Source organism: Shinella yambaruensis (assembly GCF_022899355.1).
Classification (GTDB): Bacteria; Pseudomonadota; Alphaproteobacteria; order Rhizobiales; family Rhizobiaceae; genus Shinella; species Shinella yambaruensis.
The window spans coordinates 199,128-222,976 of sequence record NZ_JALJCK010000006.1 but is presented as its reverse complement, the minus strand read 5'-3'; the positions used below and the strand labels follow the sequence as shown (position 1 = coordinate 222,976).

General features: G+C 64.9%; 20 protein-coding genes. 16 read left to right on the top strand and 4 right to left on the bottom strand.

Going from position 1 to position 23,849, the window contains the following annotated elements:
- Nucleotides 1-263 precede the first annotated feature (263 nt).
- The 3 genes from MUU56_RS16065 (at nt 264) to MUU56_RS16055 (ending at nt 1,730) form a co-directional block, all read left to right on the top strand.
- Nucleotides 264-1,052 carry an N-formylglutamate amidohydrolase gene (locus MUU56_RS16065; RefSeq protein WP_244768300.1) on the top strand — a complete coding sequence of 263 codons (789 nt, stop codon included), beginning with the start codon at nt 264-266 and terminating at the stop codon, nt 1,050-1,052.
- Between the two features lie 10 nt (nt 1,053-1,062).
- Nucleotides 1,063-1,368, top strand: coding sequence for a DUF1244 domain-containing protein (locus MUU56_RS16060; RefSeq protein WP_244768299.1), 306 nt, complete (start codon nt 1,063-1,065; stop codon nt 1,366-1,368).
- A gap of 98 nt (nt 1,369-1,466) precedes the next feature.
- On the top strand, nt 1,467-1,730 hold the full coding sequence (locus MUU56_RS16055) for a DUF2312 domain-containing protein (protein WP_064331154.1): 264 nt from the start codon (nt 1,467-1,469) through the stop codon (nt 1,728-1,730).
- 126 nt (nt 1,731-1,856) lie between these two features.
- On the opposite strand, the gene mepK is transcribed toward MUU56_RS16055, so the two are convergent.
- Nucleotides 1,857-3,650: a peptidoglycan L,D-endopeptidase MepK gene (mepK, locus tag MUU56_RS16050; protein WP_398432298.1), complete on the bottom strand. Its 1,794-nt coding sequence runs from the start codon at nt 3,648-3,650 to the stop codon at nt 1,857-1,859.
- Nucleotides 3,651-3,825: 175 nt separating this feature from the next.
- Nucleotides 3,826-5,355: a sigma-54-dependent transcriptional regulator gene (locus MUU56_RS16045; protein WP_244768298.1), complete on the bottom strand. Its 1,530-nt coding sequence runs from the start codon at nt 5,353-5,355 to the stop codon at nt 3,826-3,828.
- A 166-nt stretch (nt 5,356-5,521) separates the two neighbouring features.
- Here MUU56_RS16045 and MUU56_RS16040 point away from each other — a divergent pair, with 166 nt between their 5' ends.
- The 10 genes from MUU56_RS16040 (at nt 5,522) to MUU56_RS15995 (ending at nt 17,411) form a co-directional block, all read left to right on the top strand.
- Nucleotides 5,522-7,369 (top strand): M3 family oligoendopeptidase, encoded by a 1,848-nt coding sequence (locus MUU56_RS16040; protein ID WP_244768297.1) that lies wholly within the window; start codon nt 5,522-5,524, stop codon nt 7,367-7,369.
- A 21-nt stretch (nt 7,370-7,390) separates the two neighbouring features.
- The gene (locus MUU56_RS16035; RefSeq protein WP_244768296.1) at nt 7,391-8,548 is read left to right on the top strand and encodes an aminodeoxychorismate synthase component I; all 1,158 of its coding nucleotides are present in this window, start codon (nt 7,391-7,393) and stop codon (nt 8,546-8,548) included.
- Entirely contained in the window at nt 8,533-9,306 is a 774-nt protein-coding gene (locus MUU56_RS16030; protein ID WP_244768295.1) for an aminotransferase class IV family protein, read from the top strand. Before MUU56_RS16035 ends, MUU56_RS16030 begins: the two co-directional genes overlap by 16 nt.
- Nucleotides 9,303-10,196 carry a heme-dependent oxidative N-demethylase family protein gene (locus tag MUU56_RS16025; protein WP_244768294.1) on the top strand — a complete coding sequence of 298 codons (894 nt, stop codon included), beginning with the start codon at nt 9,303-9,305 and terminating at the stop codon, nt 10,194-10,196. The genes MUU56_RS16030 and MUU56_RS16025 overlap by 4 nt, the downstream gene beginning before the upstream one ends.
- Before the next feature lie 133 nt (nt 10,197-10,329).
- Nucleotides 10,330-11,781: a homospermidine synthase gene (locus MUU56_RS16020; RefSeq protein WP_244768293.1), complete on the top strand. Its 1,452-nt coding sequence runs from the start codon at nt 10,330-10,332 to the stop codon at nt 11,779-11,781.
- 273 nt (nt 11,782-12,054) lie between these two features.
- Nucleotides 12,055-12,426: an outer membrane lipoprotein Omp10 gene (gene omp10, locus MUU56_RS16015; protein ID WP_244768292.1), complete on the top strand. Its 372-nt coding sequence runs from the start codon at nt 12,055-12,057 to the stop codon at nt 12,424-12,426.
- A gap of 205 nt (nt 12,427-12,631) precedes the next feature.
- Nucleotides 12,632-14,578, top strand: coding sequence for a bifunctional metallophosphatase/5'-nucleotidase (locus MUU56_RS16010; protein WP_244768291.1), 1,947 nt, complete (start codon nt 12,632-12,634; stop codon nt 14,576-14,578).
- 196 nt (nt 14,579-14,774) lie between these two features.
- Nucleotides 14,775-15,806: a ferrochelatase gene (hemH, locus tag MUU56_RS16005; protein ID WP_244768290.1), complete on the top strand. Its 1,032-nt coding sequence runs from the start codon at nt 14,775-14,777 to the stop codon at nt 15,804-15,806.
- A 103-nt stretch (nt 15,807-15,909) separates the two neighbouring features.
- A complete protein-coding gene (locus tag MUU56_RS16000) occupies nt 15,910-16,950 on the top strand; it encodes an SPFH domain-containing protein (RefSeq protein ID WP_244768498.1) in 1,041 nt (346 codons plus the stop codon).
- Between the two features lie 2 nt (nt 16,951-16,952).
- Nucleotides 16,953-17,411 carry an NfeD family protein gene (locus MUU56_RS15995; protein ID WP_244768289.1) on the top strand — a complete coding sequence of 153 codons (459 nt, stop codon included), beginning with the start codon at nt 16,953-16,955 and terminating at the stop codon, nt 17,409-17,411.
- A gap of 162 nt (nt 17,412-17,573) precedes the next feature.
- Here the strand turns inward: MUU56_RS15995 and MUU56_RS15990 are convergent, their stop codons facing one another.
- Nucleotides 17,574-18,569, bottom strand: coding sequence for a KpsF/GutQ family sugar-phosphate isomerase (locus MUU56_RS15990; protein ID WP_244768288.1), 996 nt, complete (start codon nt 18,567-18,569; stop codon nt 17,574-17,576).
- 146 nt (nt 18,570-18,715) lie between these two features.
- On the opposite strand from MUU56_RS15990, the gene MUU56_RS15985 reads away from it, so the two are divergent.
- Nucleotides 18,716-20,212 (top strand): outer membrane beta-barrel protein, encoded by a 1,497-nt coding sequence (locus tag MUU56_RS15985; RefSeq protein WP_244768287.1) that lies wholly within the window; start codon nt 18,716-18,718, stop codon nt 20,210-20,212.
- Nucleotides 20,213-20,215: 3 nt separating this feature from the next.
- Here MUU56_RS15985 and galU read toward each other — a convergent pair whose 3' ends face one another.
- Entirely contained in the window at nt 20,216-21,103 is an 888-nt protein-coding gene (gene galU, locus MUU56_RS15980; RefSeq protein ID WP_244768286.1) for a UTP--glucose-1-phosphate uridylyltransferase GalU, read from the bottom strand.
- Between the two features lie 218 nt (nt 21,104-21,321).
- Here galU and MUU56_RS15975 point away from each other — a divergent pair, with 218 nt between their 5' ends.
- The gene (locus MUU56_RS15975) at nt 21,322-22,542 is read left to right on the top strand and encodes a lytic murein transglycosylase (protein ID WP_244768285.1); all 1,221 of its coding nucleotides are present in this window, start codon (nt 21,322-21,324) and stop codon (nt 22,540-22,542) included.
- 132 nt (nt 22,543-22,674) lie between these two features.
- Nucleotides 22,675-23,823, top strand: a complete 1,149-nt coding sequence (locus MUU56_RS15970; RefSeq protein WP_244768284.1) for an SGNH/GDSL hydrolase family protein — start codon at nt 22,675-22,677, stop codon at nt 23,821-23,823.
- Nucleotides 23,824-23,849: the final 26 nt, after the last annotated feature.

The following is a 23,849-nucleotide window of genomic DNA, read 5'->3' as shown; positions in this document are numbered from 1 at the left end:
GCTTTCTTGCGACGGCGGGGCATGAATGTCAACGCAACACTACAGCGCCGCGCGTCGTTCACGACGTGCAAAAGGCGCCGTGGAATCTGAAATCGCTGCCCAACTCCGCTGCATCGTTTCAGATGCAGCGGAGTTGGGCAGCGGTCGTTTACAATTTCACGGCGGGAGAAGGATTCTTTCCCGCAAGGCAGGGCTGCGAACCTTGCAGGCGCGATCGCCCCATGCGATCAGTCGGCATGAGCGATGCACATTCGGCTAAAGGCATGCAGGATCACGCCCCCTTCGAAATCATCGACGGCGATCTCGGTCTCGGGCTCGTCATCCTGGCGGACCACGCCACCAATCGCCTGCCGGAACGCTACGGCCGCCTCGGCCTGCCGGAGAGCGCCTTCCAACGCCACATCGCCTACGATATCGGCGTCGAGGGCCTGGTGCGCGGCCTTCATGCCCGGCTGAACGCGCCGGTCGTCATGAGTCGCTTCTCCCGTCTCCTGATCGACCCCAACCGCGGCGAGGACGATCCGACCCTGGTGATGCGCATCTCCGACGGCGCGATCGTGCCGGGCAACCACCCGATCGCGCCCGAAGAATGGCAGTACCGGCTGGAGACCTTCCATCGCCCCTATCACGATGCCGTGTCCCGGACGATCGGCGCCGTCGCCGACAGAACCGGCAAGGCGCCGCTCGTTCTCTCCATGCATTCCTTCACGCCGGCCTGGAAGGGTGTCGCCAGGCCCTGGCAGGTGACGGTGCTGTGGGACAGCGACCCGCGCGCCGTCCGCCCGCTGCTGGCCGAGCTCGAAGCGCCCGGCGACGTCGTGGTGGGCGACAACGAACCCTATGACGGGGCGCTGCGCGGCGACACGATGTTCCGCCATTGCATGAAACCCGGCATCCCCCATGCCCTCATCGAAATCCGCCAGGACGAGATCGGCGATGCAGCGGGCATTGCCCGCTGGGTGGAGCGGCTTGCGCCGATCTTCGCCCGGTTGAATGCGGACGAGACGCTGCACACCTATACTGTATTCCCCTCCCGCACGGGACCCTATTGAGGCCAAGACGATGACCGAGCTGACCAAGGAACAGCAGACCGAGTTCGAGGCGGCGGCCTTCCGGCGCCTCCTCGAGCATCTTCGCGAGCGCAGCGACGTGCAGAACATCGACCTGATGAACCTTGCCGGCTTCTGCCGCAACTGCCTGTCGAACTGGTATCGCGAGGCGGCGAACGCGGCAGGCGTGCCGCTCGACAAGGAGGCCTCCCGCGAGATCGTCTACGGCATGCCCTATGAGGAATGGCGCGCGCGCCATCAGCGCGAGGCGAGCGAGGCGCAGAAGGCGGCCTTCGAGGTGAACCGCCCGAAGGAATGAGCCTTACCCCCGTGAAAATGGCGGGACAGGCCTTGATCTTGCCGGAAGTTCACGGCAAGTCACGGCCTTCGAATTTTATCCCATCCAAGGAGAAGACCATGTCGGATGCCCACGGCGTCGCCCGCGACCAGCTTCGCGCGTTCATCGAGCGGATCGAACGCCTCGAGGAAGAAAAGAAAACCATCGCCGACGACATCAAGGACGTCTATGGCGAGGCCAAGGGCGTCGGCTTCGACACCAAGATCCTGCGCAAGGTCATCCAGATCCGCAAGCAGGACAAGGACGAGCGCATGGAGCAGGAGGCCATCCTCGACACCTATCTCCAGGCCCTCGGCATGGTCGAGCTGCCGCCGGACGCGTGATACGCTTCCCTCGCTTTCGTCATGCTCGGATCAAGCCCGAGGATGACGACGGAGGGGAGGCAAGGTCAGAAGACAAAAAACCCGCCGGATCACTCCGGCGGGTTTTTTTAGGAATGAACCCAAATCTCAGTTCTCGGCGCTCTGGAACTTGCGCACTTCCATGAAGTTGACGGCGGTTCCGCTGAAGCGGCCGGCATCGACCGACGCATGGCCCTCCGGCTGGAAGCCGGCCATGTAGACGGTCGTCGGCGCCGCGCGCAGCGTGCGGCTGACGAAGCGCGGCGCCTTGACGGGCTTCGAGAGCGTCGCGACACGGCCCTGGGTCAACGCCCATTGCGAGATGATCTTCTGCGTCAGCTTCGGCTCGGTGCGGATGGCACCGCGGCTCGCCGCATCGGCATCCTTCTTCTTCGGACGCCCGCCCTTGGAGGTCGACTCTTCCGCCGGCTTGCCGTCGAAGGCATCGAGCCCCGCCAGCGAACGCGTGCCGCCGGCATTGGTGGAGACGAGCGCCGCCATCTCGACCGGATTGCCGACAGTGCCGTCCGTCGTCGGATCGGCAAGCGCGGCAAGACCGGTACGGTCCGCAGCCGTCGGCAGCGCGACGTCGGCTTCCGCAGCGGCCATCAGCGCGGTCTGCGTCTGGTCAAGCGAGACCTCGGGGCGCAGGCCCGGCACCGGAACCATGGCCAGTTCTTCCGCATCCTCGACGGCCGCTTCGGCCGTCATGACCGCGCCCGGCTCCGCATCGCCGGGTTCGGTGCGTGCACCGAGCAGGACGGGAAGCGGAATCTTGTAGGCGGCAAGATCCTCGAATTCAGGCTTCTGCTCCTCGGCCGTCGCCGCTTCGAGCGCTGCGACCGCACCGCTCGTCGTCGGCGCGACAAGGGCAAGCTCGCTCGTCTCGGCAACCTTGAAGGCAGGGCGGCTGCCCGGCACCGGCGCGGTGAAGGCAAGTTCCGTCTCGGCTTCCGCGACGACCGGCTTCTTCTCTTCGGCGACCTTCGCCTTCGCGCCTGCGCCCGAACCGCCTTCATCGAAGTTGTCGGCGATGGTGGCGCTGCTGGCGATCATTTCGGGTTCTTCATCCTCGTCGCCGCCGCCGCCGAAGAGGGCCGCGAGGAACCCGCCCTTGCGCTTGGACGCCGCCGGGGTGGAGCCGCCACCGGCCACCTGGATCGTGTCTGCGCCGACCCGGCGCTTGTAGTCGGCAACCGCCTGCTGGTAGCCCGGCAGCGGCTTGCCGTCGGTCGGAACGTGCATGGTCTTGCCGTCCGGGAAGAGGCGGGCGAGCTCCTGCCGGCTCATGCGCGGCCAGGCGCGCACGCTGCCGACGTCGAGATGCACGAAGGGCGAACCGGAGGTCGGATAATAGCCGACGCCGCCGACCTGGAATTTCATGGCGGTGGCGCGCAGCGTCGCGAGCTTGACGCCCGGAATGTAGAAGTCCATCGCCTTGCCGAGCATGTGCTGGCTCTTCTTGGCGACGCCCTTGGAGCGCGAGCGCAGCATGCCGTTCGTTGCCGGCGAGCGATAGGCGGAAACGACGTTGATGTAGCCCTTGGCGCCGACCTTCTGGTAGACCTCCCACACGAGGTCGAGGAGCCGCGGATCCATCTTCGTCGGCTCGTTGCGGCGCCAGTCGCGCAGGAACTGGTTGATCTGCTTCAGGCCGCGCGCATCATAGCGCCCGTTGCGCTTGAAGGTGATCTCGGCCTTTTCCTTGGTGTGGATGAAATAGAGCTTCAGCGTGCGATTGCCGCTCTCGGCCTGGACCGTCGCGGGAATGGCCGTGGGCAGGATGAGGGCGGCAGACAGCACAGCCGTGGTCAAAGCCTTGGGCAGCTTTTGCAACACTGTCTTGCAGAGGCTGCCCAGGGATGCCCCAGGGCGCTTCATCGATGCGAACAAATTTGCCAACTCTTTCCCCGTCCGAAGGACAACGAACGTCCGTTATCCCAGATGACTGCCAATTGCGGTGAGAGCATGGCAAATACGCCACACTCGTCGTCGCGCACCCGTTATAGTGAACAATCCACTAACAGGGAATAAACGGCAATCGAGAAATCGCAAGTGGCCGGGATTCCAAGGGTTTTTACGCAGCTTCTTTCAACGGGTCGTCCGGGTCGATGCCATAATCCTTCAGTTTGCGATAAAGAGTCGAGCGGCCGATGCCCAATTTGCGGGCAACCTGGCTCATCTGGCCATGATAAAATTTCAAGGCGAAGCGGATCAGTTCCTCTTCCACATCGGCCAGCTTGCGCACATGGCCGCCCTTGTCGACGCTGGCGATGGCGTTTTCCGGGGAAGTGTCGACCACTGATTCGCTCGGGCGGAAATCCGGATAGACGCTCGGCAGGCGGCTTTCCGCGGCCGGTTCCGGGGTGCGGACGCTCGCCGCCTCCCAGGTGACGGCGCCGTCCTCGGCAAGGCCGTAGCCCGGCACCTGCGCGGCGATCTGCGGGAAATCGGCGGCGGTGAGTTCCGCCCCCTCCGAAAGCACCACGGCGCGGAAGATGGCGTTTTCGAGCTGGCGGATGTTGCCAGGCCAGTCATAGGCCGTCAGCAACGCCATCGCCCCGGCGGAAACGCCAAGCGGGCGGGCGAGTTTCTGCTCGCCGGCAAAACGCTGCACGAAGGCGCGCACCAGAACCGGGATATCCTCCTTGCGCTTGCGCAGCGCCGGGATCGTCACCGGGAAGACGTTGAGGCGGTAATAAAGATCCTCGCGGAAGCGGCCCTCACGCACCTCGTTGATGAGGTCGCGATTGGTCGCCGAGATCAGGCGGACGTTCACCTTCTGGGGGAACCGCGCGCCAATGGTCTCGATCTCGCCCTGTTGCACCGCACGCAACAATTTCACCTGCACGTCGAGCGGCAGGTCGCCGATCTCGTCGAGGAACAGCGTGCCGCCGTCGGCCTCCATGAATTTGCCGGTATGGCGCTCCGTCGCGCCGGTGAAGGCGCCCTTCTCGTGGCCGAACAGGATGCTTTCGACGAGATTGTGCGGGATCGCCCCGCAATTGACGGTGACGAAGGGTTTCTGCGCCCGGTCGCTCGCCGCCTGGATGGCGCGCGCGACCATTTCCTTGCCGACGCCCGATTCGCCTTCCAGCACCACCGGAATGTTCGACTGGGCGGCGCGGCGGCCAAGCTCGATGACGCGCAGCATTTCGGGGCTCGCCGAAACGATGTCGTCGAAATGCACGGCCTCGCTGCGGTGACGGCGCCCGCCACGGCCGCGGCCTTCCCGCTGGTCCATCTTCAGCGCATTGCCGACGGCGACGTTGAGGCGTTCCGGCGAGACCGGTTTCACCACGAAATCGAAGGCGCCGGCGCGCATCGCCATGACGACCGTCTCGATGCCGCCCTGTCCCGTCTGCACTATGACGGGAATGGTGTTCTCCCGCTCGGCGAGCGCATCGAGGAAGGCCGAGCCATTCATTTCCGGCATCATCAGGTCGAGCAGGATCACATTGATCAGGCCGCCCTTGCGATCGAGCAGATCGAGGCCCGCACGGCCGTTTTCCGCCATATGGGCGACATGGCCGGAGCGCTCGATCATGTTCTTCAACAGCCTGCGCTGGACAGGATCGTCGTCGATGACAAGAATATGGGCCGTCACTGGAACCTCCTTGCCTGAAGGCGCGCGTCATGCACGCCCTAGGGAACTCAACACCAGGGGACCATGGCAGAAAGGGTTGAACATGCCGTTTTGAGAAAGGCTTGCATTTTAACCATTGCCGACGCAAGCAAGGGGCCGATCCGCCCATCTGGAAGAGAGACAGACGATGACCCGACATTTCCAAGCCCTCCGCATCGCCCTCGCGCCGGCCGACGCCGCCGCAGCCGCCGCGCTGGGCGATCTTCCCGGCTGGAACCTCGCAGATCTCTATCCCTCGGAGGCTTCCCCGGAATTCCAGGGCGACATGAAGAAGGCCGAGGCGGACGCGCTCGCCTTCGAGGCGAAGTGGAAGGGCAAGCTGGACGCCGCGACGGAAAAGACCGGCGACGAGGGCATCGGCGCGGCCGTGCGCGAATTCGAGGCGCTGGAAGATGTGATGGGCCGCCTCATCTCATTCGCGGGCCTCACCTATTTCACCAACACGACCGATCCGGCCAACGGCAAGTTCTACGGCGACGTGCAGTCGAAGCTGACCGACCTCGGCGCGCATCTTCTGTTTTTCTCGCTTGAACTCAACAGGATAGCGGACGAGCGCATCGAGGCGGCGCTGGTGAATGACGCCGTCGCGGCGCACTATCGCCCCTGGATCGAGGACCTGCGCAAGGACAAGCCCTACCAGCTCGACGACAAGATGGAACAGCTCTTCCTCGAAAAATCGATGACCGGCGCTGCGGCCTGGAACCGGCTCTTCGACGAGACGATGGCATCGCTCCGCTACACGATCGACGGCGAGGAGGTTCCGCTGGAAATCGCCCTCAACCAGCTCCAGTCGCCGAACCCGGACGACCGCCGCAAGGCCGCCGAGGCATTGGCGAAAACCTTCAAGGACAATATCCGCACCTTCACGCTGATCACCAACACGCTGGCCAAGGACAAGGAAATCTCCGACCGCTGGCGCGGCTTTTCCGATATCGCCGACAGCCGGCACCTTGCCAACCGCGTCGAGCCCGAAGTCGTCGCGGCGCTCGCGGAAGCGGTGCGCGAAGCCTATCCGCGCCTCTCCCACCGCTATTATGCGATGAAGGCGAAGTGGCTCGGAATGGAGCAGATGAACTACTGGGACCGCAACGCGCCCCTTCCCGAGACACCCGACGCCGTCATTCCGTGGAACGAGGCGCGCGACACGGTGCTCTCCGCCTACAGCGCCTTCGCGCCCGAAATGGCCGATATCGCCAGAAGATTCTTCGACAAGGGCTGGATCGACGCGCCGGTGCGCCCCGGCAAGGCGCCGGGCGCCTTCGCCCATCCGACGGTGCCCTCCGCGCATCCTTACGTGCTCGTCAACTACATGGGCAAGCCGCGCGACGTGATGACGCTCGCGCACGAACTCGGGCACGGCGTGCATCAGGTACTGGCCGGCGGCCAGGGCGCGCTGATGGCGTCGACGCCGCTGACGCTTGCCGAGACGGCCTCCGTCTTCGGCGAGATGCTGACCTTCCGCAGCCTGCTCGACAAGACGAAGGACAAGCGCGAGCGCAAGGCGATGCTCGCCCAGAAGGTCGAGGACATGATCAACACGGTCGTGCGCCAGATCGCCTTCTACGAATTCGAGCGCAAGGTGCACACCGCCCGCAAGGAAGGGGAGCTCACGTCCGACCGGATCGGCGAACTCTGGCTCTCCGTGCAGGAGGAAAGCCTCGGCCCGGCGATCCGGATTTCGGAAGGCTACGAGACCTATTGGGCCTATATTCCCCACTTCATCCATTCGCCCTTCTACGTCTACGCCTATGCCTTCGGCGATTGCCTGGTGAACTCGCTCTACGCCGTCTACAGCCAAGCGGAGGCCGGCTTTCAAGAGAAGTATTTCGACCTGCTCAAGGCCGGCGGCACCAAGCACCATTCCGAACTCCTGAAGCCGTTCGGCCTCGATGCGAGCGATCCGTCGTTCTGGAGCAAGGGACTGTCGATGATCGAAGGGCTGATCGACGAGCTGGAAGCGCTTGATAGGGCCTGACCTCGAAAGAAGAAGCCGCGCATGACCGACCGCGAACGCTTTGTGCTCCTCAGGGACGACCGTGAGGACCGGACGGTGGTTTTCGCCGATCCGCTCGCCGTCGTCACCGTGCGCGAGCGCGCCGGCTTCGAGCACGCCTTCGCGGCCCTGCAGGCGGCACACGCGAAGGGCCACTGGATCGCCGGCTTCATGAGCTACGAAGCCGGCCATCTCTTCGAGGAGAAGCTCGCGCCCTTCGCGATGGACAACCGCCCGACGCCGCTGATGAGCTTCGGCATTTTCGAGAAGCCGGCGGACGGCCACCCGCTGGCAAAACCCCGCCAGCGCACCGAGAACGAACCGTTCCTGACTGAGCCGAAAGCAGACTGGGATTTCGAGACCTACCGCGACCGCTTCGACCGCCTGCACCGGCATCTGAGGCAGGGCGACTGTTACCAGGCGAACCTCACCATGCCGATCCGCGCCCGCTGGACCGGCGATCCGCTCGCCGCCTTCTGGTCGCTGATCGAGCGCCAGCCGGTGCGCTACGGCGCTTTCGTCTCGCTCGACGGGCCGCTTCTCCTTTCCCGCTCGCCGGAACTCTTCTTCGATGTCGACAGGGACGGCTGGATCGAGACGCATCCGATGAAGGGCACCGCGCGGCGCGGCGGCAATGCGGCGGAGGATGCGAGCATCATCGCCGCCATGCAGGCCGATCCGAAGTCGCAGGCGGAAAACCGCATGATCGTCGACCTCTTGCGCAACGACATCTCGCGCATCACCGAGGTGGGCACGCTTCACGTGCCGAAACTCTTCGCCGTCGAGACCTATCCGACCGTGCACCAGATGGTGAGCCATGTGCGGGCGAAACTCACGCCCGGCCTCTCGATCCGCGACATCTTCGCCGCCCTCTTCCCCTGCGGCTCGATCACCGGCGCGCCGAAGATGAGCGCCATGAAGATCCTGCACGACCTGGAGGACGGCCCGCGCGATGCCTATTGCGGCGCGATCGGCCTGATCGCCCCGGATGGAACGATGCGCTTCAACGTGGCGATCCGCACGATCTCGATCTTCGACGGCGGCGAGGCGGTCTTCAATGTCGGCGGCGGCATCGTCTTCGATTCGACCGCCGAGGCGGAATATGACGAATGCCTGCTGAAGGCGCGCTTTGCGGTGGGGGATCAATGGATATCTCGCTGATCGAGACCCTGCGCTGGGAGCCCGCCGCCGGCTTCGTGCGGCTGGAGCGGCATCTGGCACGGCTCGCGCGCTCGGCGGCGGCGCTTGGATTGGCGGGAAGCGAGGGGGCGGAGCAGGCGTTGTTCGCTGCGCTACCCCCCTCTGCCCTGCCGGGCATCTCCCCCTCAAGGGGGGAGATTGGATGGAGCGGCGTTTCGCCCACCGCCAGCGCTGCATCGGAGCAAGGATCAGCCCCCCCGCCGATCTCCCCCCTTGCGGGGGAGATACCCGGCAGGGCAGAGGGGGGTAGCCCGCAAGGCACCCCTCTCCGCATTCGCCTCGAACTTTTCCCGGACGGCCGGATCGACATACAGACGGCCCCCTTCACCCCTCTCGCGCCGGATGCGAGGTGGCGCCTGAAGATCGCCGGCACACGCCTCTCCTCTGCTGACCCGATGCTTCGCCACAAGACATCCCGCCGCTCGGTCTACACCGCAGCACGCGCCGAGGTTCCCGCGACGGAAGCGGAGGAGATGATCCTTCTCAACGAGCGCGGCGAACTCTGCGAAGGCACCATCACCTCGCTTTTCCTCGACGACGGCACCGGCATCCTCAAGACGCCGCCGCTCGCCTCGGGCCTGCTTGCGGGCGTGCTGCGGGACGAATTGCTGGAGACGGGCAAGGCCGTCGAAGAAATCCTGCGGCCGCAAGACCTTGCCGAAGGCACGGTCTTCCTCGGCAATTCCCTGCGCGGGCTGATCCGGGGCGCACTGACATGAAGCAGCCGGCCTATACGCCCTATGACGGCTCCGCCCGCCTCTTCACCATCGGCCTCGGCCCGCTCGATCCCGCTCGCTGGATCGAGCCGGACGACGACCTGGAGCGCTACCTTCTCGAAAAGGATCGGCTGATCGCTGACTGTCCCGACATCGTCTTCGTGGAAGAGGCCGGGACGCGCGAAGCGCAACGGGAAGTTCTCGAACTCCTCGCAGGACACATCACGGCGCAGCATCCGTCCTTCTATCGCCGTGAAGGATCAACGATCGTCGCCGGCACGCGCACCGTCCACCTCGACACCGCCGGCGCCCCGCTCGTCACCGCCGGCGCGCTGGTACAGGACGACCTCGTGCTGATGCGCCGCGACGACAGCGGCTGGCGGCTCGTCGCCGGTTACGTCGCCTTCCCCTCCTCCTGGTCGCTGCCGGAAAAATTCGGCCGGCGGATGGAGGATATCCACGCGCCCGTGCCGGATTTCGGCGAGGGCACGCGCAATGCCCTCCTGATCAACCGCATGTTCGACAATCTCAAGGTCGAGCAACCGGTCTTCCGCTTCAACTGGTCGATCAACCCGGACCCCGACCTGCACTACCCGACGCCCAAGGCGCATGGCGCCCTGCCCGAGGGGCACGCGCTGTCGCTGGAGACCACCTTCGCCCGCGTCGAGCGCCAGACCCTGCGCAAGCTGCCGGTCTCCGGCGATATCCTCTTCACCATACGCATCTACACCGATCCGCTCGCCGCGCTGCGCACGCTGCCCGAGGTGCAGAGGATCGCGACCGTCTTCGCCGACCAGCTCGAAGCGCTGAACCTGCCGCAGGCGACCTACAAGGGCCTTGTCGCGAAAAGGGTGGCGCTGGTGGCGGAATTGCGGGCGGTTGCGGCCGGTTAAGAATATCACGACGGAAAACCGCAGCCACCCTTTATTGTGACAGAAAACTGTGCTCTAGCGCTGCCATATTATGCTATGGGGCCCGTCGAGACCCTGATTTTACAGCAAAAGCGGCCGTCCGCAGGAGAACCAAATGGCAGACAGCACCTATCCGGTTTATGGCGAGATCACCGGCCCGATCGTGATGATCGGTTTCGGCTCCATCGGGCGCGGCACGCTGCCGCTGATCGAGCGCCACTTCAAGTATGACCGGAACCGGCTGATCGTCATCGAGCCGCGCGAAGACGCCGCCGACACGGAGATCTACGCCCGCCACGGCGTGCGTCACATCAAGGCGCACGTCACCAAGGAGAACTACAAGGAGCTCCTGAAGCCGCTGCTCACGGAAGGCGACGGCCAAGGCTTCTGCGTCAATCTCTCCGTCGATACCGGCTCGCTCGACCTCATCAAGCTCTGCCGCAAGCTCGACGTGCTCTATATCGACACCGTCGTCGAACCCTGGCTCGGCTTCTACTTCGACAAGGGCATGAAGAACGCCGACCGCACCAACTATGCGCTGCGCGAAACCATCCGCAAGGAGAAGGAAAAGCACCCCGGCGGCACGACGGCCGTTTCCACTTGCGGCGCCAATCCCGGCATGGTTTCCTGGTTCGTCAAGCAGGCGCTGCTGAACCTTGCCAGGGACCTCGGCATCAAGTTCGAGGAACCCGCGCAGGACGACCGCGAAGGCTGGGCCAAGCTGATGAAGAAGGTCGGCGTCAAGGGCGTGCACATCGCCGAACGCGACACCCAGCGCACCAGGAACCCGAAGCCGTTCAACACCTTCTGGAACACCTGGTCGGTCGAGGGCTTCATCTCGGAAGGTCTGCAGCCGGCCGAACTCGGCTGGGGCACCCACGAGAACTGGATGCCGAAGAACGCCAAGAAGCACAAGAAGGGCTGCAAGGCCGCGATCTACCTGGAGCAGCCCGGCGCCAACACGCGCGTGCGCTCCTGGTGCCCGACGCCCGGCCCGCAATACGGCTTCCTCGTCACCCACAACGAGTCGATCTCGATCGCCGACTTCTTCACGGTGCGCGACAAGGACGGCCACGTCACCTACCGCCCGACCTGCCACTACGCCTATCACCCGGCCAACGATGCCGTGCTCTCGCTGCACGAGATGTTCGGCAATGGCGGCCACCAGCAGCCGGTGCTGCACGTTCTTGACGAGAACGAACTGGTCGACGGCGTCGACGAACTCGGCGTGCTGCTCTACGGCCACGACAAGAACGCGTACTGGTACGGCTCGCGCCTTTCGCTGGACGAAACCCGCCGCCTCGCGCCCTACCAGAACGCCACCGGCCTGCAGGTGACCTCGGCCGTGCTCGCCGGCATGGTCTGGGCGCTGGAAAACCCGAAGGCCGGCATCGTGGAAGCCGACGAGGTCGACTACAAGCGGTGCCTGGAAGTGCAGACGCCTTATCTCGGCCCGGTGGAAGGCCACTATACAGACTGGACCCCGCTCGACGGCCGCCCGGGCCTCTTCCCGGAAGACCTCGACACGAAGGATCCGTGGCAGTTCAAGAATATCCTGGTCCGCTGAACCGGCCTTTGAACTGAAATGCGCGACGCCCGCGGCCAGGCCGCGGGCGTCTCGATTTGATGACGACCCTCGCCCCACCCGCCGTCGTCATCCTTGGCTCAAGGCCGAGCATGACGCAGGAGAGGTTTGGCGGACTTGCCAGCGGGTCTGAAACGCTTTCAATGGGATAATGCCCCTTGCCCCGGCGGCGCGTCTTGCTTTCGACGCCTCTTCGCGGCATGGTTCGCCGAATTGGACGGGTGGTTCGCGCCGCCATGACCCTGGGAGACCCATATGAAGCCGATCATAGTCCTCAGCCTGCTGACCGCCGCCGTCGCGCTTGCCTCGTGCCAGTCCGAGCGCGCGCCGCGCGATTTGCCGGTGGCGCAGCGCCCCGTGCCGCAGGGTGTCGAAGGCGCCTGGGTGGACCCGAACGGCATCGTCTCCACCTTCCAGGGCGGCACGTTCACGACGCGCACGACCGACACGAACCAGCTCCTCGCCTCGGGCACCTATATCAACACCTCGCCGACGCTGGTCGAGATCAACATGACCTCGCTGGTGCGCAACACCCAGTCCAAGGTCAATTGCGCGCTGGTCAGCCAGCGCCAGCTGAACTGCACGACCGCCGAAGGGGCGCAGTTCTCGCTCGCCCGCCGCGCCTGAGCGCAAGCGCTGCCGACGGAAAGGGCCGCAAGGCCCTTTTTTCGTTTCGACGCATAAACATGCACGGCCTTCGGCCCTTCGTCTTTTCGCTTGAACTCGCCCGCAACCGGTGGAAACATCCGCCGGCCGGCTGTCATGTCTCGCGCCTCCCCGCGAAGCGGACAGCCCTCCCGCGCCGTCGCGGGCAAACAAGGAGAAGAGGACCATGACGTTTTTCCGATCCGGCCTCCTGGCCGCCTCCATCATCGCGCTCTCCAGCGGCTCGGCGCTTGCCGATTACGAGCTGAACATCCTGCATATCAATGACCTGCATTCGCGCATCGAGGCGATCAACAAGTTCGATTCGACCTGCTCGGCCGAAGAGGAAGGCAAGGGCGAGTGCTTCGGCGGCGTGGCACGCCTGAAGACCGCGATCGACACCCAGCGCCAGGCGCTGGCCGGCAAGAACGTGCTGCTGCTCAATGCCGGCGACAATTTCCAGGGCTCGCTCTTCTACACCACCTACAAGGGCGCCGTGGAGGCCGAGTTCCTCAATCTCATGAAGTTCGACGCCATGACCGTCGGCAACCATGAATTCGACGATAGCGAGGATGGCCTCGCCACCTTCCTCGACAAGGTCGCGTTCCCGGTCGTCACCGCGAACGTCGCCGCCAGCGCGAGCTCGAAGATCGGCGACCGCATAAAACCCTTCATCGTGCTCGACCAGGGCGGCCAGAAGATCGGCATCGTCGGGGCGGTGGCGAACGACACGGCGGAACTCTCCTCGCCCGGCCCGAATGTCCTGATCGGCGAAGACGTCGCCGACATTACGATAGCGATCGGCGAGCTGAAGAAAGAGGGCGTCAACAAGATCATCGCGCTGACCCATGTCGGTTACCCGCGCGACCTTGCGGCCATCGCCAAGATCCCCGACGTGGACGTGGTGGTCGGCGGCCATACGAACACGTTCCTCTCCAACACCTCGGACAAGGCGGAAGGCCCCTATCCGACGCTGGTCGACAATCCCGGCGGCTACAAGGTGCCCGTCGTACAGGCTGCGGCCTATTCCAAGTATCTCGGCAATCTCAAGGTCGTGTTCGACGATGCGGGCGTCGTGAAGGAATCCTCCGGCGAGCCGGTGCTGATCGATTCCTCCATCAAGCCCGACGAGGCCGTGCTCGCCCGCATCAAGGAACTCGGCGGCCCGATCGAGGAGCTGAAGAACAAGATCGTCGCCGAGAGCGCCGCACCGATCGACGGCTCGCGCGAGGTTTGCCGCGCCGCCGAATGCGCCATGGGCAACCTGGTGGCCGACGCGATCCTCGACCGCACGAAGAGCCAGGGCATGACGATCGCCATCACCAATGGCGGGGGCCTGCGCGCCTCCATCGACGGCGGCCCGGTCTCCATGGGCGAGGTTCTGTCGGTGCTGCCCTTCCAGAACACGGTCGCGACCTTCCAGCTCAAGGGTTCGGATCTTGTCGCCGCCCTCGAAAATGGCCTCGGCCAGATCGAGGAAGGCGCCGGCCGCTTCCCGCAGGTCTCCGGCATGAAATATTCCTTCGACAAGTCGAAGCCGGCCGGCAGCCGCGTCGTCTCGGTCGAGGTGAAGGAGGGTGACGCCTTCGTGCCGCTCGACCCGGCCAAGACCTACGGCATCGCCTCGAACAACTACATGCGCGCCGGCGGTGACGGTTATTCGGTCTTCGCCACGGCCGGCATGAACGCCTACGACTTCGGCCCGAACCTCGAGCTGGTCGTCGCCGACTATCTTGCCGCGCACCGCCCCTACCAGCCCTATACGGATGGCCGCATCACGGAAGTTGCCGATGCCACGGTCGTCGAGACCCCGACAACCACCGGGACCGAGACCGGGACTGGGACCGGCACGAGCGAGGCGGCGCCCGCCACGGATACGGCCGCCAAGTCGGCGGAAGAGACGGCAACCTCCGGCGAGGCCGCGACTGGCACCGCCGCCACGACCACGACGACCGAAACCGCGACGGTCGCGGCCGGCGGCACGCATGTCATCGTCCGCGGCGATACGCTGTGGGATATCGCCAAGGCTGCCTATGGCGACGGCACGCTGTGGCGCAAGATCGCGGAAGCCAACGGCAATCCGCGGCCGCAGGCCCTGCATGTCGGCACGGAGCTGTCCATCCCGACCAAATAAGGACAATTTGTCTCCACTATTTCTGCCGGTCCGGGCTTTTCCGGGCCGGCATTTCTTTTTAGAACGATTCTGAGCCAACCGGCGTCCGCCGCACGGAGCAATTGCCGCGAACGTGCGCCGCGGCCTTGCGTCCGAACCTGCAAGAAGACAAAGCCGCAAAGTAATGAACGACACCCCGCACGCTGAGGACCGCACCATGCAGGACATCGCCGCCAAGCCCGCCGACCACGCGCCCGTCAAGAACGGCAAGGTCGGTGTGCTGCTGGTCAATCTCGGCACCCCCGACGACACCGACTACACCTCGATGCGCCGCTATCTCAAGGAATTCCTGACCGACAAGCGCGTCATCGAATGGCCGCGGATCGCCTGGTACCCGATCCTTTTCGGCATCGTGCTCAACACCCGCCCCGGCAAGGTCGGCAAGGCCTATGAGACGATCTGGAACAAGGAGAAGAACGAGAGCTTCCTGCGCACCTATACGCGCAGCCAGGCCGAGCTGATGGCGCAGTCCTTCTCCGATCATCCGGACGTCGTCATCGACTGGGCGATGCGCTACGGCCAGCCCTCCATCGCCTCGCGCATGGAATACCTGCAGAAGGCCGGCTGCGAACGCGTCCTCGTCTTCCCGCTCTATCCGCAATATGCGGCGGCGACGACGGCGACCGTCAACGACAAGGCCTTCGAGGCACTCCTGAAGATGCGCTGGCAGCCGGCCCTGCGCACCGTGCCCCCCTATCACGACGACCCGGTCTATATCGACGCGCTCGCCGTCTCGATCGAAAAGCACCTGGCGACGCTCGACTGGGAGCCGGAGCGGGTGCTCACCTCCTTCCACGGCATTCCCAAAAGCTATTTCGACAAGGGCGACCCCTATTACTGCCAGTGCCAGAAAACGGCGCGGCTCTTGCGCGAACGGCTCGGCTGGTCGAAGGAAAAGCTCGTCGTCACCTTCCAGTCCCGCTTCGGGCCGGAGGAATGGCTCCAGCCCTATACGGACAAGACCGTGGAAAAGCTGGCGCAGGAAGGCATCAAGCGCATCGCCGTCGTCAATCCCGGCTTCGTCTCCGACTGCCTGGAGACGCTGGAGGAGATCGCCGAGCAGGCGGCCGAGAGCTTCCTGCACAATGGCGGCGAGAAATTCGCGCACATCCCCTGTCTCAACGATTCGCCCGAGGGCATGGCGGTGCTCGAAAAGGTCGTGCGCCGGGAGCTTTCCGGCTGGGTCTGATCCCGGATAAATCTTGCCTTCGTCCAAATAGACTGGCGTCGCGGGCCGTATTCCTTAAAGTGGCGCCGCGCCGCATTGTCTGATGGAGAGAAGAACTATGGATCTGGCCGGACTGGATATCGTCGTCATCGCCCTCGTTGTGCTGGTCATCCTGATCCTCTTTGCCGGGATCAAGACGATCCCGCAGGGGTATCAGTACACGGTGGAACGCTTCGGCCGCTACACGCGCACGCTGGACCCCGGCCTCAACCTCATCATCCCCTTCATCGACCGCATCGGCGCGAAGATGAACGTGATGGAGCAGGTGCTCGACATCCCGACCCAGGAGGTCATCACCCGCGACAATGCCAGCGTCGCCTCCGATGCCGTCGCCTTCTACCAGGTGCTGAACCCCGCCCAGGCCGCCTATCAGGTCGCCAATCTCGAACACGCCATCATCAACCTCACCATGACCAACATCCGCTCGGTCATGGGCTCGATGGACCTCGACGAACTGCTCTCCAACCGCGACAAGATCAACGACCAGTTGCTGCGCGTCGTCGACGAGGCAGCCAATCCTTGGGGCGTGAAGATCACCCGCGTCGAGATCAAGGACATCGCGCCGCCGAAGGATCTCGTCGATTCCATGGCGCGGCAGATGAAGGCCGAGCGCGAAAAGCGCGCGCAGGTGCTGGAAGCGGAGGGGTCGCGCAACGCACAGATCCTGCGCGCGGAAGGCGCCAAGCAGTCCGCCATCCTCGAGGCCGAGGGCCAGCGCGAAGCCGCCTTCCGCGACGCCGAGGCACGCGAACGCCTCGCCGAGGCCGAAGCCAAGGCGACGAAGATGGTCTCGGAGGCCATCGCGGCGGGTGACGTGCAGGCGATCAACTACTTCGTCGCGCAGAAATATACCGAGGCCATGGCCGCGATCGGCAAGGCGCCGAACTCGAAGATCGTGCTGATGCCGATGGAGGCTTCGTCGCTCATCGGTTCGCTCGGCGGCATCGGCGCGATCGCCAGGGAGGTCTTCGGCAATGGCGGCGGCGCGCAGGTGGCGAGCACGCCCCGCACACGCCAGTCGACGCCTGCCACGACAACCACCACCACGACTGCCTCGACGTCGGCCTTCCGCAACCCGTTCGAAACCCCGCCGCAGGGAAGCTGAGCATGATCCAGCGCATCGTCACGGAACTCGGCCCCTGGGCCTGGTGGGTGCTCGGCATCGTGCTCCTCATCCTCGAGGTGCTGATGCCCGGCGTCTTCCTCGTCTGGATCGGCATCGCGGCGATCGTCACCGGCGCCCTCTCGCTGCTGCTGTGGGAATCGGCATTCTGGACCTGGCATGTGCAATGGCTGCTCTTCGCGGTGCTTTCCCTGGTCGCCGTGGTGATCGGTCGCCGCATCGTCAGCGCGCGTGGCCCGGCCTCCGACCAGCCGCATCTCAACCAGCGCGGCCAGAGCCTCGTCGGCCGTACCGCGACGCTGGAGCAGCCGATCAGCGAGGGCCGCGGCCGCATCCGCCTCGATGATACGATGTGGAGCGTGCAGGGACCGGACCTGCCGGTCGGCGCGCGTGTGCGCGTCACGGCCAGCAACGGCCGCGATCTGATCGTCGAGGCCGTCTAAAGCAGTTCCAGCAAAAGTGCGAAGCGGTTTTGCATCCGGAATTGCGTTAAAATAAAAAGTGAGAGCGTTCTCGCGATTCGAGGAAAAGCGGAAATGCTATGAATCAAAACCCCGCATCTCGAAGAAATGCGGGGTTTTGCCATGAGCCGTGGAATGCGCGGATCAGGCCACGCCGATGCGCAGCAGATCGTGGAAATGCACGACGCCGACGGGGCGGAAGGTCTCGTCGGTGACAATCAGCGCGGAAATGTTGTACTGATTGAGCAGGCCGAGCGCGGCGGTCGCCAGCGTCGTCGGCTTCACCGTCTTGGGCGCCCGCGTCATGATTTCGTCGACGGTGAGTTCGGCAAGGTTGCGCGACAGGTTGCGCGCGATGTCGCCGTCCGTGACGATGCCGACGAGAATTCCTTCGTCATTGACGACGCCGACACAGCCATAGCGCTTTTGCGACAAGAGCAGGACGGCATCCGGCATCGACGTGCCGAGCGCGACGAGCGGCATGTTCTCGCCGCTGTGCATGATATCGCCGACATGCGAAAGGCTGGCACCCAGCTTGCCGCCGGGATGGAAGGTCTTGAAGTCGGTGGCGGTGAAACCGCGCGCTTCCAGCAGCGCAACCGCGAGCGCATCGCCGAGGGCAAGCTGCATCAGCGTGGAGGTGGTGGGCGCAAGGCCATGCGGGCAGGCTTCCTGCTCCTTCGGCAGCAGCAGCACGGTATCCGCCTCGCGGGCAAGGGCCGAGCGCTCGCCGGAGGTGATGGCGATCAGCGGAATGGAGAAGCGGCGGGAATAGTTGATGATGCCCTGCAGTTCGGCGCTTTCGCCGCTCCAGGACATGGCAAGGATCACGTCGTCACGGCCGATCATGCCGAGGTCGCCGTGATTGGCCTCCACGGGGTGCACGAAGAAGGACGGGGTGCCGGTGGAGGCGAAGGTCGCGGCGATCTTCGCACCGATATGCCCCGACTTGCCGATGCCGGTCACGATGACGCGGCCGCTGATATCGCCGATAAGGCGGACAGCCTCGCAAAACGCGTCGAAGAGCCGTCCCTCGAGCGCCGCGGAGAGGGCGGTAAGGCCGGCCATTTCCGTTTCAACGGTGCGGATCGCCGAGGCGATGGCGCCGGCACTGTCAACTTTTGCCTGTCTTTTGATCATGCGCCTCGTTAGCGCTTTTGCATTCCTCTGTCCATGCACGAAAGAACGCAGATTGTTACGGCGAGTGACTTTGCGGCCGGCAACCAAGCGTTAACCACAACGGTTTACGTTCGCTTAGGAAATCGAAAGGTTCGCGGGCCGCAGTCATGGCAGAAGAAAAGGCAAGGGATCGCGGGGCAAGGCTGCCCCGCCTGTCATGGCATCTGGCCAATCTTCTGCTTGCCGGCACGGTGCTTGCCGCCGCACCCGCCCTCGCCCAGCAGCGGACGACGAACGAGACGCCGACATTCCAGGAGCCGCTCGACCCTCTCGTCCGCAACACCGGGTACGCTGCCGACGCGACGCTGCCCGGAACCGAAACGACGGCGTCGACCGGGCCCGCCCTCACCGGCGACCAGGCCGAGGCGCTCTCCGAGGCGGTGGACGGCAACGCGGCCATCCGCCGCACCGAACGCGAAGGCGAGCGGCTGAACCTGCGCGAAGGCAGCACCGAAGCGGCAAGAAGCGATTTCGGCGACCCCTACCAGCCGACCGGCATCCGCGTCGGCACATTCGTGCTCAGGCCCTCGATCACCCAGAGCCTGGGGCACGAACGCACGAAATCCGGCGGCACGACGAGCCGCACCTATTCCCAGACCGGCTTTCGCGGCGTGCTGACATCCGACTGGTCGCGTCACCAGCTGACCATCGACGCCGAGGGCATCTACCAGCGCAATATCAGCGGCACGGGAGAGACGGAGCCGCAGGCACGCATCAACAGCGACCTGCGCCTCGACCTCAGCGACGACACGATCGCCAATCTCACCGCCGGCTACAGTTTCGAGCGCGAGGATTCCAGCGATCCCAACGCCGTCGACGGCGCGAGCGCCCAGTCGGGCGTGCACGGCTTTACCGCCGGCGCGCGCGTCCAGCGCGATTTCGGTGCGATCCGCGGCACGATCGGTGCCGAGATCGAGCGCGAGATCTACGGCTCGGCAAAGCTCGCAAACGGCACGAAGCTGCGCCTTTCCGACCGCAACTTCACGGAAGGCACCTTGACGGGACGCATCGGCTTCGAGCTGTCGCCGGCGCTGATCCCCTATCTCGAGGCCTCCATCGCCCGTTCGATCTATGACGAGAAGCGCGATTCGCTCGGTTACGAGCGCTCGAGCTCGACGCTGGGCGGCCGTGCCGGCGTGGAGGTCGATCTTGGCGAAAAGCTGCGCGGCGATCTCGGCATGGGCTACAAGCGGGCCGCCTTCGACGACAGCCGCCTGAAATCGATCGCGGCCCTGACGCTCGACGGTTCGGTCACCTGGTCACCGCAGCGCGGCACGGAGCTCCGGCTCGGCCTCGGCACGCAGATCGAACCGTCGACCACCGCCGGGCAAAGCGGCTACGTCGATTACGCGACCACCGCCGAACTGACGCATGAGCTGCGCGAAAACCTCGTCGCCCGGCTGAGCGGCGCCTATACCTGGCGGGATTTCCCCTCTTCCAGCGGCGTCGACCAGAATGTCTACCGTGTCGGCACGGGCCTTACCTGGGACCTCAACCGCTGGCTCGCCCTGACCGGCGACGTCTCCTACGAGCTGACCCGCCCGTCGCGCGGCACCGACACCGGCATCACGCGCGCCGGCATCGGTCTCGTCCTGCGCCGCTGAACCTTATTTCAGCTTGGCGACGAGTTCCTTCAGCGGCCCTTCGACGGTCGGGCGGATATCCGCCCGGGCCAGCGCGAAGGCGATGTTGGCGAGGATGAAGCCGTCCTTGGCGCCGCAGTCGTAGGTCTCGCCGCGGAAGTGGTAGGCGGCGAATTTCTGGCTGCCCGCAAGTTTCACCATGGCGTCGGTGAGCTGGATCTCGTTGCCGGCGCCGCGCTCCTGCGTGGAGAGGATCGGGAAGATTTCCGGCTGGAGGATATAGCGGCCGTTGATGAAGAAGTTGGACGGCGCGGTGCCGGGCGCCGGCTTCTCGACCATTTTGGTGATGGCAAACCCCTCGCCGATCGTCTCGCCGACGCCGACGATACCGTATTTGTGTGCCTGGTCGGGCGCGCATTCCTCGACGGCGACGATGTTGGCGCCGCTGTGCTCGAAAAGCTCCACCATGCCCTTCATGCAGCCCTTTTCCGCCTTCATGATCATGTCGGGCAGAAGCAGCGCGAAGGGTTCGTTGCCGACCAGCTCGCGGGCGCACCAGACGGCATGGCCGAGGCCGAGCGGCTCCTGCTGGCGGGTGAAGCTCGTCGAGCCGGCGACCGGCAGGATGCTTTCGAGCAGCGTCAGCTCCGCGGTCTTGTTGCGCTGGCGCAGCGTCTGCTCCAGCTCGACCTGGATGTCGAAATAGTCCTCGATGACCGCCTTGGACCGGCCCGTCACGAAGATCAGGTGCTCGATGCCGGCGTCCAGCGCCTCGTCCACCACATACTGGATGACGGGCTTGTCCACGACGGTCAGCATTTCCTTCGGCACGGCCTTTGTGGCCGGAAGGAAGCGGGTGCCGAGACCGGCCACTGGGAAGACTGCTTTGCGAACCTTGCGTGCCTGCGACATATTCACCTCGTTGCGCCCGTCGCCCTCATGGCCGGGCCGTATGTGTGCCGGAATAGAAGCCAATTGCTATTTTTTTGCAAAGGAAGACTTTTTTGCGAAGGAAGACGGGGCAAAAGTTTGATGGTAAAGAATTTGTTGACTTCGTTTTTATAAGTTTTGCGTTCAGCCGGTGGTTCCACGCCATCGTACCGAAATTTGAGAAACGGACACGACAGCTGATGACACAGAATCTGAAAACCGTTCTGCGCCGATCCGCGCTCACTCTCCTCCTGTCGGCCGGGCTGTTCGCCCAGGCCACCGCTGCCCGCGCGGACGCCCGCTTCCAGCAGTGGATCGCCGATTTCTACGCGACGGCATCCGAAGCCGGCATCAGCAAATCGACCTACCAGAAGGCGTTTTCCGGCGTCAAGACACCCGATCCGGATGTCCTTGAAAAGGCCGCCTACCAGCCGGAATTCAAGCACAAGATCTGGGACTATCTCGATTCGCGCGTCAACCCTTACACGGTGCGCGTCGGCCGGGAGATGGCCGCGAAACATGCCCGCACGCTTGCAGCCGTCGAGCGGCATTTCGGCGTCGACCGCAACATCCTGCTCGCCATCTGGTCGATGGAATCGAACTATGGCGCGGTGCTGGAGAAGGACGACCGGCTGCACTATGTGCCGCGGGCGCTGGCAACGCTCGCCTATGCCGACAAGAAGCGCGCGAAATATGCACGCACGCAGCTGATCGCGGCGCTGAAGATCATCCAGCGCGGCGACATCGCGGCCGGCAAGATGACCGGATCCTGGGCCGGCGCCATGGGCCACACCCAGTTCATCCCGACGAGCTACATGATCTACGCCGTCGACGCGGACGGCAACGGCCATCGCGACATCTGGACCTCGGTGCCGGACGCGCTGGCGACCGCGGCGAACCTGCTTGCCAAGAACGGCTGGCAGTCGGGCAAGACCTGGGGCTACGAGATCGTCGTGCCGAAGGGCGGCAGCAAGTATTCCGGCCAGACGAAGACGCTTGCCCAGTGGGCGAAGCTCGGCTTTACACGCCCGAACGGCAGCGGCTTCAAGAACGGCGCCGACCGCGCCGAGCTGAAGCTGCCGGCCAATGGCGGCCCCGGCTTCCTGATGACCAAGAACTTCTTCGTCATCAAGCGCTACAACGCATCGGACTCCTACGCCATGGGCGTCGGCATGCTGGCCGACCAGCTCGCCGGCTACAGCGGCGTCAAGCAGCGCTGGCCGCGCCCGGACGGCGCGCTCGACATCACGGAAAAGTTCGAGCTGCAGACCCGTCTCAAGGAGCTCGGCTATTACGAGGGCGAGGTCGACGGCAATTTCGGCTCCGGTTCCAAGGCCGCCATCCAGGCCTTCCAGAACCGCATGGGCCTTGCCGCCGATGGCGAGCCGAGCCAGCAGCTGCTGCGCGCGCTGCGCCGCTAAACCGCCTGGCAAGGACGAACAGGGGGCGCTCCGGCGCCCCTTTTGCTGCCGGGCTTTCCCTTAGGCCCCGCATTTGCCATCATGCCGCCACCGGGATCCGGCAGGGTCGCGGACAAGACGGGAGCCCTCGCGATGAGCACGACGACGACCATGCGGATTGTGCGCCTCGGCCTTACCCTTGTGGCGGGGGTGAGCGTCGTGGTGACCGCCCTTCCCGCCGGCGCGCAGCAGCGCAAGGAGCGCAAGACCATCCTGGAGCTGCTCTTCGGCAAGCCGAAGCAGGAGGAGGTCGCACCCGAGCCGCAGATCAAGAAGCCGCGCACCGTCACGCGCAAGAAGAAGCAGGCGACCACGGTGGCCACCAAGCCGGAGCCGGCGGCGATCGAGAAACTGCCGGACGCCAAGGTCGTGCTCGTCGTCGGCGACTTCATCGCCGGCAGCCTCGGCGAGGGCCTCGTCGCCGCCTTCGAGGCAACGCCCGGCATCGTCGTCGAGCGCCGCACCAACGGCTCCTCCGGCATCGTGCGCGAGGATTATTACAACTGGCCGGCCTCCCTGCCCGGCCTGATCGCGGAAACCAAGCCCGCCCTCGTCGTCCTCAGCATCGGCGCCAATGACCGCCAGCAGATGTCGGTGGCCGGGGAGAAGGAAAAGTTCCGCTCCGAGGCCTGGACCAGGGAATACGAGGCGCGCGTCGAACGCCTGGCAATGCTCGCCCGCGACGGCGGCAAGCCGATGATGTGGATCGGCATGCCCGCCTTCCAGTCGTCGGCCATGACGGCCGACATGACGACGCTCAACAATATCTATCGTGCCGGCGTCGAGAAGGCCGGCGGCGAATTCGTCGATATCTGGGACGGGTTCGTCGACGAGAACGGCAAGTTCGTCATCTCCGGCTCGGACATCAACGGCCAGCAGGTGCGCCTGCGCGGCTCCGACGGCATCAACTTCACCAAGGCCGGAAAGCGCAAGCTCGCCTTCTATGTGGAGAAGGAAATCCGCCGCGTGCTGGGCGATGCCGCCGCCGACGGCCCCGGCCTGCAGGGCGACCTCAAGGACCTCGTCGTGACCGCGCCGGCGGAAGACACGGAAATCACCAAGACACAGCCGATCAGCCTCGCCGATCCGGCACTCGACGGCGGCACCGCGCTGCTCGGCGGCGCCGCCATCAAGGGCAACGGCAAGAGCCTGCGCGAGAAGCTGGTGGAAAAGGGCGAGATCGCCGACGCCCCCCTTGGCCGCGTCGACGACTTCCGATTGAACAAGATCGCGACCCCCTGACCGGTCTTCGCCACGATCCATTGGAT